The sequence below is a fragment of the Paenibacillus sp. FSL M8-0228 genome (assembly GCF_038007385.1).
GTDB classification, from domain to species: Bacteria; Bacillota; Bacilli; order Paenibacillales; family Paenibacillaceae; genus Paenibacillus; species Paenibacillus polymyxa_D.
In genome coordinates, this window is record NZ_JBBOXA010000001.1 from 670,569 (window position 1) to 684,853 (window position 14,285).

Genomic DNA, 14,285 nt, shown 5'->3' on the forward strand with positions numbered 1-14,285 from the left:
TGCTTTGTCTGGCAAAGAACATAGAATTGAACAACAATCGGTGGATTTAAATCTGGAGGAGCTGTATCAAAGATATCGCAAATATTCTTTTGCCATTGCTTATCGCATGCTTGGAACGGTTACAGATGCCGAGGATGTAGTTCAAGACTGCTTTGTCGAGCTGAAGAATAAGCCCCTGGATGATTTACACAATCCCAAAGCCTATGTAGCCAAAATGACGATGAATCGGTGTCTAAATCTGTTGAACTCTGCACGCAAGCAAAGAGAGACATATGTAGGACAGTGGCTGCCGGAGCCGTTGGGTGAAAGTGCAGATCTTCCTGCGGATTGGTTAGAGCGTAAAGACATGATATCTTACGCTTTTCTGGTTTTGCTGGAGCAGCTAAAGCCGATAGAGCGGGCTGTTTTTGTGCTGAGGGAAGCTTTTCAATATGATTACAAAGATATTGCGGAATTGCTAGGGAAGACTGAGAGCAACTGTCGTCAGTTGTTCAGTCGCTCCCGTCGTATTCTATCTTCGGGAGAATCTGCCCTTGAGGCTCAGTCCAGTCGCAATGTGAATAACTCTTCCCGAATAAAACTACTAGAACGTTTTACAACCGCCTTTCTTGCCTACGATGTGACTGCTATGCTGGAACTACTGGCTGAACAACCTGTATTCGTGTCAGATGGCGGAGGTAATGTGCATACGGTGATGAGACCGATGGTTGTACGCAAAGGTGTTCTTGCCCTGTTGACTTCTCGTCGGGTATTAACCGTTTTACGAGAAAGAGATGTGTTCCACACCGTCATCAATGGCGAGGTCCAGCTGGCATTTCTGGAAGACGGAAAAGTGAGAGAAACCTTATGTCTCATACTGACACCGGACGGGGAGCATATTCAGAATTTTTATTTAATGGTTAATCCAGATAAGCTGGGACACATCCATATAGACGGGGATTTTGCAAAAATCCCATAAGCGACTTCCAATGAATAAGATATAGATCGAAATGGTTTAGTTCGTCTATATCTTGCACTCCGGAGCGACTGGAATCGAATTTTTCAAAATCCTGATAGGACAGAAGAAGCTAGTGTAAAAAAATGAACTGCCCAAACATAAAAAACCTTGATTCCTTGCTTAGGATCAAGGTTTTTTGCTGTTTTCATAACTGCCGGGCTTGATGAAGAGCCAGATCGCCTATCCAGGGAAGCTTGAGCCACTTTCCTTGTCCCGCACGAATTAACAAGATAATCCACAAGGCAAGGCCTGCCAGCGTTAGCAGGGAAGCGAAGAAAGGACCGAGTAGGGGGATGAATCCTACCAGCACATGTCCGATCATGAGGGCTACAAAAAGAAGTATGGATTGCAGTGCGTGAAATAATACGAATCGGCTTTTCTTTTCCAGCATGACAAAGGCCAGCGCGCCAATAAAGGCGAACAAATAGCACAGGACAGCTGCTATATTTTCATCCAATCCTGTGGAAGACTTATAGACTGACATGTCAGGCATATCCTCCTTTATAAAAAGATTCAAGCTAAGTCTCCGTACTATACAAGCTATGAGGACAGGATTGAAGGATATGCCCGATCTCGGTAAAAAAAATGGCTCTACACAAAGGATAAGCGGTCAAGCGAGTGGATATACTCGAATTTGGCGATAACCTTTGGACTGCGCTTCTGTCGCATCGCCCACAAGCTTCGCAGATTCGATGTTCGACTGTAGCCAGACGAGCTTGCAGACTCATTGAACCACTTCCACCTTACGAATTGCCTGATAGTCTTTCCCGAGAATCCGTTTCGGTTCCCGCCAAACGTTTTAGAAACGTATTTCTCCAGTTTAAGGACAATTCTTCAACTTCAAGAATTTGCTTAATACCCTCGATATGATTCTTCTCTTGATGCATAATTCGATTGGCAAATGAAACCGTAATTGCTTTCGGATGGCGATGAAGGAGGGATAGTCCGTCGGCTTTAGAGGCAACTCCCTCTTCCAAAACGCGGAAGTAGAATCCCGTGTGGCCTGTTTGCTGTACCTTCAAGGGCATGTCCGGTACGCCGTACTTGATGGACAACTTGTAGCAAGGCTGTCTCGGTTGGCTAACTTGAACGATAGCTTTGCCAAGCTTAAAGACGTCTCCAATGCAAACGTCGGATTCTAGCAAACCCTTTATCGTTAAATTTTCCCCGAACGCGCCGTAATCGAGCGGTCTCCGTAATTCATTTTCCCAGAACGGATAGTGCTCGTAGGGATAGACGCATACAGCTTTCTCTTTACCCCCGTGATGAACTAGATCGCCCTGCCCATCCCCTTCGAAGTTTAGATAAGATAAATACAAATATTCATCTGTGGCCGACTTGAATATCCCCGTAGAAACGTTCTTCTGATTAAACTGGATCTGCTTGGGCATGCCGACATTAAGTGAAAGGATTTTAATAGATGCCATTCGGATCACCCCTACTCCAAATTTTGGTCAACGAGTTTTGCTAGATGCTTCTATATACCGCGTTCCTGCATATGTTCGCCCGCCTGAAGCGAGAATTTCTATGATGACTACGCCTTATTACATTTCGGTAATTCCTCTTTTGACTCTGTTCGTCCTCGTTTCCATTTTACACTCCTCTATGCGCTATTTGCGAATTTTCGATGAGTCTCCGTTAATGGGATAGAGTCCTTTTTGGGCAACTCATCGTTCCGGGAGCGATTTTTCGTTCGAACATACCCGATCTCGGTAAAAAAATGAATTAGAGAATGTGTATAAAAATACGAAAAAGGCTGAACGAAAAGAATTCGTTCAGCCTTTTAAACGGTTATGCACATGTTTTGCACATGTTGTATACACTTTATCCACCACATATTAATGTTTATCCACAGAAATAACATTATTTATACACAAGTTGTGCACAATCTGTAGATAATATTACGATAATTTATACTTTGCACACAGTTTGTCCACAAACTATCAACATATTGGGTGTAATTGTGGATATACTTTCGTAATTATCGGTCACCAGTTTTTAAATGGCGGCGTGGATGTGTGATTTTACCCATTTTATTCTTGTCATCCTCTTTGGGGATAAGTCGTTCATCGGTACGTCCCTCGTGATGGTTATCAAAGGCATATTCGGTCATTTTCCACTCGGAAGTACCCAAAACTACATCAGCGGGAAAATGCTGGCCTCTGTGCAAATGCTGCTCATGTCCATCCTCATCAATATAAACACCGTCCACTTCTACCTTATCACCCGTTAGTGGGAGTAAATCCTTTCCTTTGCGTTCCATTGGTATCCCCTCCGTCTGGCTTATTCTCCGTTAATTTGTCCGGACGGAGGTTCTTTTATCCACAAGCTGATGCAAAATATCCTCGGCAATTTGGTCTGCGGGATGAGGTTTGCGAAGTAGCTTAATCGCCTGCGTCATCTCTCCAGCAAGAGAGGGGATGGAAATCAGGTCGAGACAATGCTGAATCAGCTCCTCCGTAGTGCGAGCAATCCGAGCAGCTCCTTTTTGCTGCAAATATAGAGCATTATTTAGCTCCTGACCGGGTACGGGCTTGAACACAAGAATAGGCAAACCGGATGCAATGCTTTCTGAGAGTGTAATGCCGCCCGGCTTCGTAATCACCAGATTGCTCGCACGCATAAGTGCTGGAACAAAGTCCACGAATCCATAGGTGTAAATGTCCGGGTAGTCTGCATACAGCGCATCCAATTCTGCCTTCAGTTGCTGGTTACGACCGCAGACGATGAGTAGCCGCAACTGAGGAAGCTGGCTTAATTGCTGACAGATATCCATTATGCCGGATAGCACACCATAGGCGCCAGCCATAATGAGTAGCGTAGTAGTCTCAGCCTGTAGGGGTGGGATTAGCTGTTCTTGAACAGGCGCTTCGTCGGCAGACATGTTATAAAAAGAAGCGTGGATCGGAATGCCCGTCGCGGCAATGCGTTCGATCGGTATTCCCCGCTGGGCAGCTTCCTGCTGCATATCCTCAGTGGCTACATAGTAGCGGTCAATATCGGGATGCAGCCAGCGCCCATGCAGATCGAAATCCGTAACCACGTTGACAATCGGCAAATGCATTCCCATTTTGCGACGTAACGCCGGAAGCGCGAGCTGCGGGAATGTATGTACTACGAGGTCGGGCAACTCCTTTTTCAGTGTGAGCGTAAGTTGACGCATTCCGAATGAATGCAACACATGGCCGAAGGCCGATGTAGCCTGCATACCGCGCGTGATGTTATAGACCCATCCGTAAAGCTGTGGAATGGTTTTGAAGCTTTGCATATATACAAATTTGGTCAGACTGTTCAACCAGGGATGAGATTCAGCCATTAGGTCAAGTAGTCGTACCTCGCAGTGTCCGAGTCTTCGCAAACTGTCCTTAATTGCCCGGGCGGCCTGTACATGGCCTTCCCCGTAACTGGCGTACAATATTAGAATTTTTGGTGGTAAGACTTCCATGATTGTTTAGCCCCCTATATTCAATAAGCACATTGAAGCTCATTTCAGGAACGTTCCAAGTTGAGGGAGGATACGGCTGGCAAAACGTAACGCTCCAGTAGTGTTCGCGGATTTTTCCAACGGCTCACCTTGCTGTCTGCTGTAAATACCGCGACTGCGTTCGCTTCTGGCACAAGATAAATTTGCTGTCCTCCATGTCCGTGTGCACACGCGTAGTTGATGCCGTGGAGTCGTCCTGTCCACCATTGGAATCCGTAATCCCCGAATTCTGGATAGCCTTCGACCTGTCGCTGTGTCGCCTGATGCAGCCAATCGGCCGGTATCAATTCTTTTCCGTTCCAGCTGCCTTGATGAAGGCAGCAGTCGCCGAATTTAGCCATGTCACGCGATTCAGATATAGCCCGATATGTCCCATGGTGTAGCCCTCTGGATCTTGTGCCCAACCACTTCTCCCAAAACCTAAGGGTTCGAACAGATGCTGGAGAGCGTACGTATAGGCGTCAATCCCACAACAATGGGTCAGTAGCACGGACAACAAGTGCGAATCAACACTGCGATATTGGAATACACCGAGTTGATCCTCCTGTACAGGTAAGCGCAGGGCAAAGGACGGCCAGCTTTTGCTGCGATGAAAACGGTGGATAAAAGCTTCTCCGAGCTTTTTGCCTGTCTGCCAATACAAGCCGGATGTCATGGTCAACAGATGGCGAATCGTAATCTGCTCTAGCAGTGTTTCCTTCCGCCTAGGTAAATACTCAGGCAACAGCTTATGTACAGCCGTCTCTGGCCCGGGCATATCACCGCGAGCCATAGCTATGCCGATGAGCGTGGAAGTGAAGCTTTTGGTCGCTGATCGCAAATCGTTCAGAGAGCTTGCTTCATGACCGTTGTAATAGCGTTCCCAGATCAGTTTACCGTGGCGCAGCAGCAGGAAGCTGTGCATTTTAGGAAACTTGGCTTGAACTTCACGGTCTGCCTGATCAAGTAAGGAGGCATTGATGCCCTCCTCTTCACAAGTTCCTATGTTCAGGGCAGACATACGGGCAACAGGTGCAGTGAACAGCGGAGCATAGCGGCTCATCCTTTTCCCTCCTTGTTATGTTTATTTATTTTACCCCAAACACATACACTCCAAAAACCGATAAATAAGGTATACCCTCTGTGCAACAGCTGATGTAGTACCCCAAATGACATGATGCGTAAAAGATAGGTAAAATCAATGTAAATTTACTGGAAAGCTGAAAGCTGTATCTGAATATGTTATAATGGGGTAGTGATTCAGCCAAAAGAAAATCGGTTAATACAAGTGTCAGGTACATGCCTGCCTAAGGCGTTCCCGACCTAAGCTGCAATTAGACATACTACTTCACTGCATAAGGACATCAATACTTTTCGGCATTCTCTTCAACGGAGCACTTATTTTCAACGTTTTGGGAGGGAGTTACATGGCAACGAAAGGTCACAATGAAGTTAAGGAAAGTCTGCGGGAAATGACTCGAATTTTCCGGCCTAAGGATCCCAAAAAATTTGTAAAGGAATATGTGCGAAAATACCGGATTACAGGAGGGTATGAGGAAGAGTTGACCATGGTGGTGGAAAACGAACTCGGTCGCATAAATTCTTCAGTATCTTAAAGGGTTCGATTACCCGAAAAACTAGAAATACGACTTTTATAAACCGTCTATCCACAGAGGAGACGGTTTTTTTGTGTCCGCCTTGCATACAATGGGATAGGTTTAGTGAATTTGTATGCTCAAAGGAGGCGGATTCCAATAGAGATAGCGATACGAACACCGGAGGAAATCGGCTACATGAGGGAGGCCGGACGTATTTTGGCAGATTGCCATCGTACGCTGGAAAGTCGTATTCTTCCGGGAATTACAACGCTTGAAATCGATGCTTGGGTGGAGCAGTTTTTAAGCAAGCGTGGAGCCACGCCTGAACAAAAGGGCTATAAAGGTTTCCCTTATGCCACCTGCGCTTCGGTCAACGAGGTGGTGTGTCACGGTTTTCCATCGGAGCGAGTGCTTCATGATGGGGATATTGTGACCATCGACATTGTGGTTAACAAGGACGGTTGGCTGGCTGACCGAGGATGGACCTATGCGGTAGGTAACATTAGCCGCCCGGTAGCACGACTGTTGCGGCAGACCCATAAGGCGTTGATACGAGGTATCGAGGCTGCCCGCCCGGGGAGGACGTTGGGGGATATCGGGCATGCTGTGGAAAAAACGGCAGGCTGGCGGCGGTTCGGCAACGTCAAGCCTCTGATCGGGCATGGCATTGGTCGCCAAATGCATGAGCCGCCAGAGGTTCTGCACTACGGTCGTCCCAAAACGGGATTACCCCTGCGCGAAGGGATGGTGATTACCATCGAGCCGGTATTTACCCTCGGAACCGAGGGGGCCGTGCTCTGGGGGGACGATGGCTGGACCATCAGCACAGCAGACGGCAGTTGGGGAGCCCAATACGAGCACACGATTGCGATTACAAAGAACGGCCCTTATATTTTGACCTCGTAAAAGCGAGTTGTGCCATAGGGAGTCAATGTGCGGGTCCTTTGCATAAGGCTCTCTAGGTAAGTTTTTTTCAGGATGATGCATTCATCGGAAACAGCCATCACAATTCCCGCCACTTTGCCGTCCAGTCCTGGAAAAAAGCAGATACAGAGAATAAGCGCGAGAATTGCAAAGCTACAGAAAACAGCCTACCGATAAAGATAGGTTTGGTAGCATCACGATAATACGTATGACGAGCTGAATGTCATCCATGCCGTTCGGTGCTTGTTAATAATAAGTCCCTGATATATGTTACGGACAGCTACCCATATGTATAGTAAAGTAAGAACCTGAAATACGTTCTTGGTAGGTTCGATCAATTCCGGGGACATACCAAATACATATTGAAAGACCAGATTGCCTACGGGCGTCAACCCGATACTCCAGCCTATGATCAATACAGCTACAGCCACGAACGTACATAAAATGAAACAATTTTATTCAAGTCGAATCCTTCAGGAATGAATGAATAGCAGTGAACATTTTTATTATAGATCAAGATTCGGATCGTCGGTATATGGAAAGTATAATATTGGAAACTAGGAGTGGAACTCACATGATCATCAGGGAAGCAACGATATCAGATGCCGAGGGCATCGCCAAGGTGCACGTAGATTGCTGGAGGACGACGTACAAAGAAATAATGCCCGCCCAGGTTCTGGAACAGATTTCCTATGAGCAAAGAACAGAACTGTGGAATGCGAATCTATCCAGTGAAGACGGTCATCGGGTATATGTTGCTGAAAATGAGAAGGGGGAAATCATCGGATTTGTGAGTGGGGGTCCGGAAAAGTCAGGTGAATATCCCCCGTATGGGGGAGAAATAACGGCAATTTACGTTTTGAGTGAATACCATAGTTTAGGCTTGGGGAAGAGACTATTTTTACGTCTGCTTCAACATTTCAATAGTATGGATATTCTCTCTGTGATCGTATGGGTGCTAGCAGATAATCCAGCATGTACCTTTTATGAAAGGTTGGGAGCCAAACTTATAGTAGAACAACATATTATAAGTTTGGGTGGCAAAAATCTGAACATGGTGGCTTACGGTTGGATACTATTCGGATAGAATACGCTTTTGTCCTTCCAAGGCACGAATGGGTGCGATATTTTGCGTAAATTCCAACGTTCCCAGATAGCGGCCCTCTGCATCACGGATGGCAAAATAACGAATGTAGACAAATTTATCCTTGATTGGAATCCAAAAATCTTCAACATCCTTGCGGCCTGCCTTAAAATCTTCCAGCAGCTTCTCAACGACATGCACGCTTTGGGGTGGGTGGCAATTCTGTACGGTACGACCAATGACGGCTTTCGTGCGCGCGAAGATTCGTTCCTTACCATGGGAAAAATAGCGAACAACATCATTTTCATCGATAAAGGTCAGGTCAACAGGTAGATGGTTCAACAGCAGTTCCAATTGTTGTACGGATACAATCCCTGTCTCGAATCGCACGAAGCCTTGCGGTGTTCCTGATGTGCCTTCCGTTTGCTCAAGGGCTTCTGCAGGCTCCTCTGCCCGTTCGGGTATCCATTCGCGTTCGGGGGCGGTCAGGCAGAATCCAATTTCCTCGCTTTCCCGGGCTATTTTCAGCCATTCATCCTCTGTCAGCTTACTGAGTGCCATCGGCAGCAAAATATTCTCTTCCTTGAATATCATTTCATTTACTTCACTCATGATATGGGCAAGCGCCTTCCCAATCTGTTCACGATCCCCGTTATATTCGGCGAGCAGACTCTTCGCTTCCTTAATCGCGGCACGAATGCCGTCGTCCACACCCCACATGACTTTGGTCGGGCCAAAAATTCCATAGCGTTCTAGATAAGGAAAGACCAAGTTTTCTTTACGACTGTAGTGCTTGTCGAGATCCATTAGCAGACTTAAATCCTCAAGCAGCTTGTAAATAACCTTGGGACTGTCCTCCTTTTGAAATTGCTCTGCATGCAATGCCAACTTAAAGTTGACCAGTCGTTCGATCTCCCGATTTTCCAGCTTGAATGTGTGGACAGGATGTCCCGGTTGTTCCTCCGGTCCTGAAGGACGGTGAATATCCTCAATGGAGCCCTTGAAGATCGAAGTATGCACGGAACAGAGCCGCTGAACTTCCGATACGGGAATTCCCTCCTCGGTCATCAGTGCGTGCTCCATAGCTGAAATTTCCGCCACACTTACTCCGCCAACAGCCTCTGCAAAACGCGCTTTCACCTCTTCGACGCTTTTCCCGGCATGTAATTCTTTTATAATTTCCTTCAGTGTTCGTTGACGTTCTGTTAATTCCTGTGCTGTATGTTCACGGTTGTTAATTAGCTCGCTCATGATCGTTAGCTCCTTTATTTTTGAATGGTAAAACCATGTTGCAAAAACGTGCGTTCCACGGTTTCCATAGCTACTTTTTTCAATGCAATACCTTTGGACAATGTCATAAAACGACCTGCGGTTTGTAACATGCCAGGCTTGGCGATATCATGAAAACCCAGCTCTACCATAATGTCCTTCACTTCGGGATAACGGTTAACAAGGTTAAAAATCGGCTCATCCCAGTGCAGTATCTTATCCATTTGTTCATCCCCTTGATTGAGAACGTTTATCATTTACAGAGTAGCATAGGTCCTGACGAGCTATTGTGATTGTACGCACAATTTACATTCAGGTATTGACAGTTGTAATTCATGGTTTATATACTGTGTATAAAGATATATACAGTAATAACATTGATTACTTTAATAATAACTTCGTATGAAGAGAGAACGAGGTCGTCATTACAGGCAGTGCAGAAGGGATCAGGATAAGAAAATGACAATCATCAAGCAGGCATGGAAGATTACCCGGCAGGATTTTCGCAACAATCCATATGTTATGCTGTGGACATTGCTGTTTATTGCGTATTTGGGATTTACCATGAGTTTTGCTGTAAGTGTGCATTGGGATGAACGTGGAAACTTGAGTCCGGTAGCCGATTTTATCATGCTGGTGTTGATTCCGTTTCTCGGATACATTTATAACCGCCGTGCATTTAAATATCTTCAGGAAGATTCCTATACGCATATGCTAGCCTTTTTCCGCACCTTGCCTATACCGATGAATGCGGTGATTATGAGTCGAATTCAACAGGCGCTTTTGGCGTTTGTTGTGAATAGTGTGATATTTTTCACTCTCTTGTTTACGTTGTCAGCTACGTTTCGGGTATATGCCAGTACAGGTTTCTTTGTATCGTTTGCACTTACCTGGATAGGCTACGGAATGCTGATTCAAGCCATTTATATTCATTTGGAATTTCTTAAAAAAGGTAAATCCTACTTTTGGCTATCCATTGTCATCATGCTAATTTGTGGGATAGTTACGATTATAGTTCGAGTATGTGGGGCCAATCTGGTATCGATAACGGCATTTTACAGCAAGGAATGGCAGCTGTTGTCTCCGGTGATGTGGGGAGCGCTGCTGGCAGGAGCTCTGGGTATGTGGATGTCCTACAGGGTGACACAGCGTAAGCTTATGAAACGGGATTTAACTTAGCGGTATGTGTACAAAGATAGATAAAAAGGGGGGAGAAGCAGGTGAATATACCAGTGCAAATTGATGAGAATAGCGCGGAACCGCTGTATGCGCAGATTGAAAAGCAACTTCGCTCACTCATCGTAACCGGACAGATTGCAGCGGGAACGCTGCTTCCCTCCATTCGGGAGTTCGCAGGGACGCTCCGCTGCAGCGTCATCACCGTCCGGCGGGTCTATCAGGATTTGGAGAACGAAGGCTTGCTTCGTACCCGGCAGGGAACGGGCACCTTCGTAGCTCTGGTCGAAGACGATAAGCGCTCAGGTTACCGCCTTAAAGCAGTGACCGAGGCGTTGGAAACGGCGATTGACACAGGCATCGCTGTACAGATGACAGAACAGGAATTGTTGGAGCTTTTCGCAGAAATGGTGAAGAGAAGGTATGAAGTCCAAGTGAAGGAGTGACGCCCGTGAAAAACGATGTAAACCATCATGTGGAAGTTCCTATGGGGATACAGATAAAAACACCCATTATTGAGATGAGCCAAGTCTATAAAACTCGAGGTAACCGGGAAATTGGACCGATTAATCTAACCATTGAACCGGGATATGTAGTCGCTTTGGCTGGACATAACGGATCGGGCAAAAGTACATTGATTCATCTGCTGACTCAGCTTATCCACCCGGATTCCGGTGAAATACGTTGGTTCGGTCAAGCGTATCCGGACGGCATGCCGGCAGATACACGACAATGGGTTGGGTATATGTCAGAGCAGCCGACCCGTGAGGAAGATCGACTCACAGCAGAAGCAGCAGCGGCGTTTCGAGCCTTGTGGTATCCCGGCTGGGATGAAACACGTTTTCAGCGTCTGATGGAACGATTTCAGGTTCCTCAGCATACGAAATTATCGCGCATGTCCAAGGGAGAGCGCCGTAAGTTTGAACTGGCTGCAGCCTTGGCGCCTCACCCTCGTTTGTTGCTGCTGGATGAGCCTTCGTCGGGTTTAGACCCTTTTGCCTGGAAAATCATGCTGGAGGAACTGCGGGATTGTATGGAGAACGGCAAAACGACGGTCATTATTGCCACTCATATCATAGACGAGATTAAGCGTTTGGCGGATTATATTGTCCTGATGCATGATGGCAGGCTGCTCGGCAAGCTGGAAAAAGACCATTTGCTCGAAAATAGCAAAGAAATGTGGTTTGAAGGCACACCGGAGGAGGCATCGGAACTTCCGGGTGTTGTAGAGATGGAGAGCGAAGGCGGATTGCAGCGAATTGTAACGTTGGCAGCCGGAGAGACCAGCGCCATCTTGGAACAAGCGGGCATCCGCCCCATCCGTGTGCGGCGTTTGGAACTGGATGATATTTTAGTATATTGGTCTGCGGGACAACTATCAGAAGATGCGGAGACATACACGCAGAAAAAAGGAGCGGAGTAATCATGAACATGCTGGAATTGAAAGAGGTCGTGAAGCAATATGGGAACCACACGGCGGTGAACGGAATTTCGCTGAATGTGAACGGTGGGGAGATTTACGGACTACTGGGAGGCAATGGAGCAGGCAAAACGACAACGATGCGCATGGTGCTCGGTCTGATTTACCCTGATGGAGGTAACATTCAATATGAGGGCAAGCCCTACAGCAAGGAGCTACAGCGGACGATGGGCTATTTGCCCGAGGAGCGAGGGTTGTACCCCAAGGTGAAGGTGAGCGAGCAAATTAACTATTTGGGCAGGTTGCGCGGAATGTCGGCTAAGGAGGCGGACAAAAGTCTACGCTACTGGCTGGAGCGCTTTGGGGTGCCCGAATATTACGACAAGCGGATTGAGGAGCTATCCAAGGGAAATCAGCAGAAAATGGGCTTTATTGCCGCCGTTGTGCATCGCCCGACGCTGCTCATTTTGGATGAGGCCTTTAGTGGGCTTGATCCGGTAAACGTTGAATTGCTTAAGGATACGGTGAAAGAGCTGAGGGACGATGGGGCTGCGATTTTATTCTCGACCCACCGCATGGAGCATGTGGAGGAACTGTGCCGCCATATTACGATTTTGCATCGCTCAAATACAGTTGTGCAGGGAAGTGTGCAGGAGATTAAGGGCCGTTACCCGCGTGAAAAAGTTCGTCTCATCACTACAGGTGAAGTGAACGGACTGGAACAGCTGCCCGGCGTGCGCCGTGTAGAGCCTATGGATCGCGGCTGGATGCTGCATATTGAGCAGCCGAATGCGGCGAAGTTGGTATTACAAACGGCGTTGGAGCAAACGGATGTAGAGCATTTTGAGATCAAGGAACCTACGCTGAACGAGATTTTCATAAGAGAGGTGGGTGATTCCCATGAATAGACTGGGTACGGTAATCGGTTTTACGTTTCGTCAGAAGGCGAGAACCAAATCTTTTATCATTACAACGCTGGTACTGGCCTTGCTCATTACGCTTGGTATGAATCTGCCATATTTGATTTCTTTGTTTAAAGCAGATGGGACAGGAGGTTCGGGCACGACGGCAGCCGAGCATCATCGCTTGGGACTGATTGCCGGGAGCCGGATAGAAGTGGCGAATCAACTGGAGAAATTCACCAAGGAGCAATCCAACCCGGCAGCCATCTGGAAGCGTTATGACAACGTACAAACACCAGCCATGCAGCAAGCCTTGAAAAATGGGGAGCTGCAAGGTTACGTACAGTTCACGGAGCCTACCGACAAGGGAGACACGTTTCCTAAAGTGGAATATGTCTCTGTAGAAAAAGAGCCATCTCCTGCTGTAATTACATTGTTGCAGACGGGACTTCAGGAAGCTAAGGTCAAAGCCATTATGGGCGGCAATGCATTGACCAGTGATCAAATTCGTGAGATTAGCACACCTGTAATAGTGGACAGCAGGGAAGTAGACGGTTCGTCTGAGGCAGGGGGAGCTGTGGGGACAGAGGAAAAAGAGACCTCTATGATTAACTATGGTTTGGTCTATGTACTGATGATTTTATTCTTCACCTCCTCCATGATGACGGGGAATATGATTGCTGCAGAGGTGACATCGGAAAAAAGCTCACGTATCATGGAGATTCTCATCACAAGTGTCTCACCGTTGACCCAGATGTTCGGAAAAATTATCGGCATTTTCCTGGTCGGCCTGCTGCAAATTGCTGTCTTTGCAGCCGCTGTATGTGCCAACCTTATGCTGCCGCATAATAATGTCATTCTTAGCTCAGCCGGGCTGGATCTGTCGCAACTGAATATCGCGGTGTTGGGTTATGGTCTGGTATTCTACATCCTCGGCTACTTTCTCTACGCAGTACTGTTCGCCGCGGTGGGCTCCATTGTTAGCCGTACCGAGGAGTTGGGACAGGCGATCATGCCGATTACCGTGCTGTCACTAGCAGCCTTTTATATCGGTATCTTCAATATCGCCGCATCTGATACGATTTTCGTAAAGGTTGCCGGGTACATCCCATTTTTCTCGCCAACCGTCATGCTGTTGCGGATTGGTCTGGAACGGGCGAGCCTGCTGGAAATCTGGCTGTCACTTGGTATTCTGGTCGCCTCCATTTTGCTGTTCGGTTGGCTGGCCGCCAAGATCTACCGTACGGGTGTCTTAATGTATGGTAAACGTCCTTCGTTCAAAGAGCTAAGAAAAGCTATGAAGGCTTACAAGATTTAAATTTTTAGCAATACATGTGAGTGTGTGGTGTCATAATTAATGAGAATGTATTCATAATTAATGAGAAAAAAATTTCATAATTGATGAGAAATGAATATTTATACACTAGTATACATCGGTGGAGTTATTGTATG

The 14,285-nt window shown here is 46.9% G+C and carries 15 protein-coding genes and 1 pseudogene; 9 read left to right on the forward strand and 7 right to left on the reverse strand.

Features of this window, described 5'->3' with window-relative positions; genetic code table 11:
• Positions 1-4 precede the first annotated feature (4 nt).
• On the forward strand, positions 5-958 hold the full coding sequence (locus MKY98_RS03105; protein ID WP_069010898.1) for a sigma-70 family RNA polymerase sigma factor: 954 nt from the start codon (positions 5-7) through the stop codon (positions 956-958).
• Positions 959-1,142: 184 nt separating this feature from the next.
• Here the strand turns inward: MKY98_RS03105 and MKY98_RS03110 are convergent, their stop codons facing one another.
• From MKY98_RS03110 to MKY98_RS03130, 5 genes and pseudogenes are all read right to left on the reverse strand, one after another.
• Complete coding sequence (locus tag MKY98_RS03110) at positions 1,143-1,481, reverse strand: DUF4870 domain-containing protein (RefSeq protein ID WP_029515944.1); 339 nt, start codon at positions 1,479-1,481, stop codon at positions 1,143-1,145.
• A 259-nt stretch (positions 1,482-1,740) separates the two neighbouring features.
• Positions 1,741-2,424: an MOSC domain-containing protein gene (locus MKY98_RS03115; protein ID WP_029515943.1), complete on the reverse strand. Its 684-nt coding sequence runs from the start codon at positions 2,422-2,424 to the stop codon at positions 1,741-1,743.
• A gap of 554 nt (positions 2,425-2,978) precedes the next feature.
• Complete coding sequence (locus MKY98_RS03120) at positions 2,979-3,260, reverse strand: hypothetical protein (protein ID WP_029515942.1); 282 nt, start codon at positions 3,258-3,260, stop codon at positions 2,979-2,981.
• Between the two features lie 30 nt (positions 3,261-3,290).
• Positions 3,291-4,442 (reverse strand): MGDG synthase family glycosyltransferase, encoded by a 1,152-nt coding sequence (locus MKY98_RS03125; RefSeq protein ID WP_029515941.1) that lies wholly within the window; start codon positions 4,440-4,442, stop codon positions 3,291-3,293.
• Between the two features lie 44 nt (positions 4,443-4,486).
• Positions 4,487-5,523: pseudogene (locus tag MKY98_RS03130) on the reverse strand (serine hydrolase domain-containing protein).
• Positions 5,524-5,887: 364 nt separating this feature from the next.
• Between MKY98_RS03130 and MKY98_RS03135 the strand changes: the two are divergent.
• The 3 genes from MKY98_RS03135 (at position 5,888) to MKY98_RS03145 (ending at position 8,069) form a co-directional block, all read left to right on the forward strand.
• Positions 5,888-6,076, forward strand: a complete 189-nt coding sequence (locus MKY98_RS03135) for a hypothetical protein (RefSeq protein ID WP_007428354.1) — start codon at positions 5,888-5,890, stop codon at positions 6,074-6,076.
• 105 nt (positions 6,077-6,181) lie between these two features.
• Positions 6,182-6,964, forward strand: a complete 783-nt coding sequence (gene map / locus MKY98_RS03140; RefSeq protein ID WP_081317543.1) for a type I methionyl aminopeptidase — start codon at positions 6,182-6,184, stop codon at positions 6,962-6,964.
• A 592-nt stretch (positions 6,965-7,556) separates the two neighbouring features.
• Positions 7,557-8,069, forward strand: coding sequence for a GNAT family N-acetyltransferase (locus MKY98_RS03145; protein WP_069010899.1), 513 nt, complete (start codon positions 7,557-7,559; stop codon positions 8,067-8,069).
• Here MKY98_RS03145 and MKY98_RS03150 read toward each other — a convergent pair.
• Positions 8,058-9,317: a DUF438 domain-containing protein gene (locus MKY98_RS03150; RefSeq protein ID WP_029515937.1), complete on the reverse strand. Its 1,260-nt coding sequence runs from the start codon at positions 9,315-9,317 to the stop codon at positions 8,058-8,060. The genes MKY98_RS03145 and MKY98_RS03150 overlap by 12 nt on opposite strands.
• Before the next feature lie 14 nt (positions 9,318-9,331).
• Complete coding sequence (locus MKY98_RS03155) at positions 9,332-9,559, reverse strand: DUF1858 domain-containing protein (RefSeq protein ID WP_029515936.1); 228 nt, start codon at positions 9,557-9,559, stop codon at positions 9,332-9,334.
• 235 nt (positions 9,560-9,794) lie between these two features.
• Between MKY98_RS03155 and MKY98_RS03160 the strand changes: the two genes are divergently transcribed.
• From MKY98_RS03160 to MKY98_RS03180, 5 genes are read left to right on the forward strand one after another with little or no spacing between them, the layout of a single operon-like run.
• Positions 9,795-10,514 carry a hypothetical protein gene (locus tag MKY98_RS03160; protein ID WP_029515935.1) on the forward strand — a complete coding sequence of 240 codons (720 nt, stop codon included), beginning with the start codon at positions 9,795-9,797 and terminating at the stop codon, positions 10,512-10,514.
• Positions 10,515-10,555: 41 nt separating this feature from the next.
• Entirely contained in the window at positions 10,556-10,957 is a 402-nt protein-coding gene (locus tag MKY98_RS03165; RefSeq protein WP_039270421.1) for a GntR family transcriptional regulator, read from the forward strand.
• 41 nt (positions 10,958-10,998) lie between these two features.
• On the forward strand, positions 10,999-11,934 hold the full coding sequence (locus tag MKY98_RS03170) for an ATP-binding cassette domain-containing protein (protein WP_069010966.1): 936 nt from the start codon (positions 10,999-11,001) through the stop codon (positions 11,932-11,934).
• Positions 11,935-11,936: 2 nt separating this feature from the next.
• Entirely contained in the window at positions 11,937-12,839 is a 903-nt protein-coding gene (locus tag MKY98_RS03175) for an ABC transporter ATP-binding protein (RefSeq protein ID WP_029515932.1), read from the forward strand.
• Positions 12,832-14,151, forward strand: a complete 1,320-nt coding sequence (locus MKY98_RS03180) for an ABC transporter permease (RefSeq protein WP_069010900.1) — start codon at positions 12,832-12,834, stop codon at positions 14,149-14,151. The genes MKY98_RS03175 and MKY98_RS03180 overlap by 8 nt, the downstream gene beginning before the upstream one ends.
• Positions 14,152-14,285: the final 134 nt, after the last annotated feature.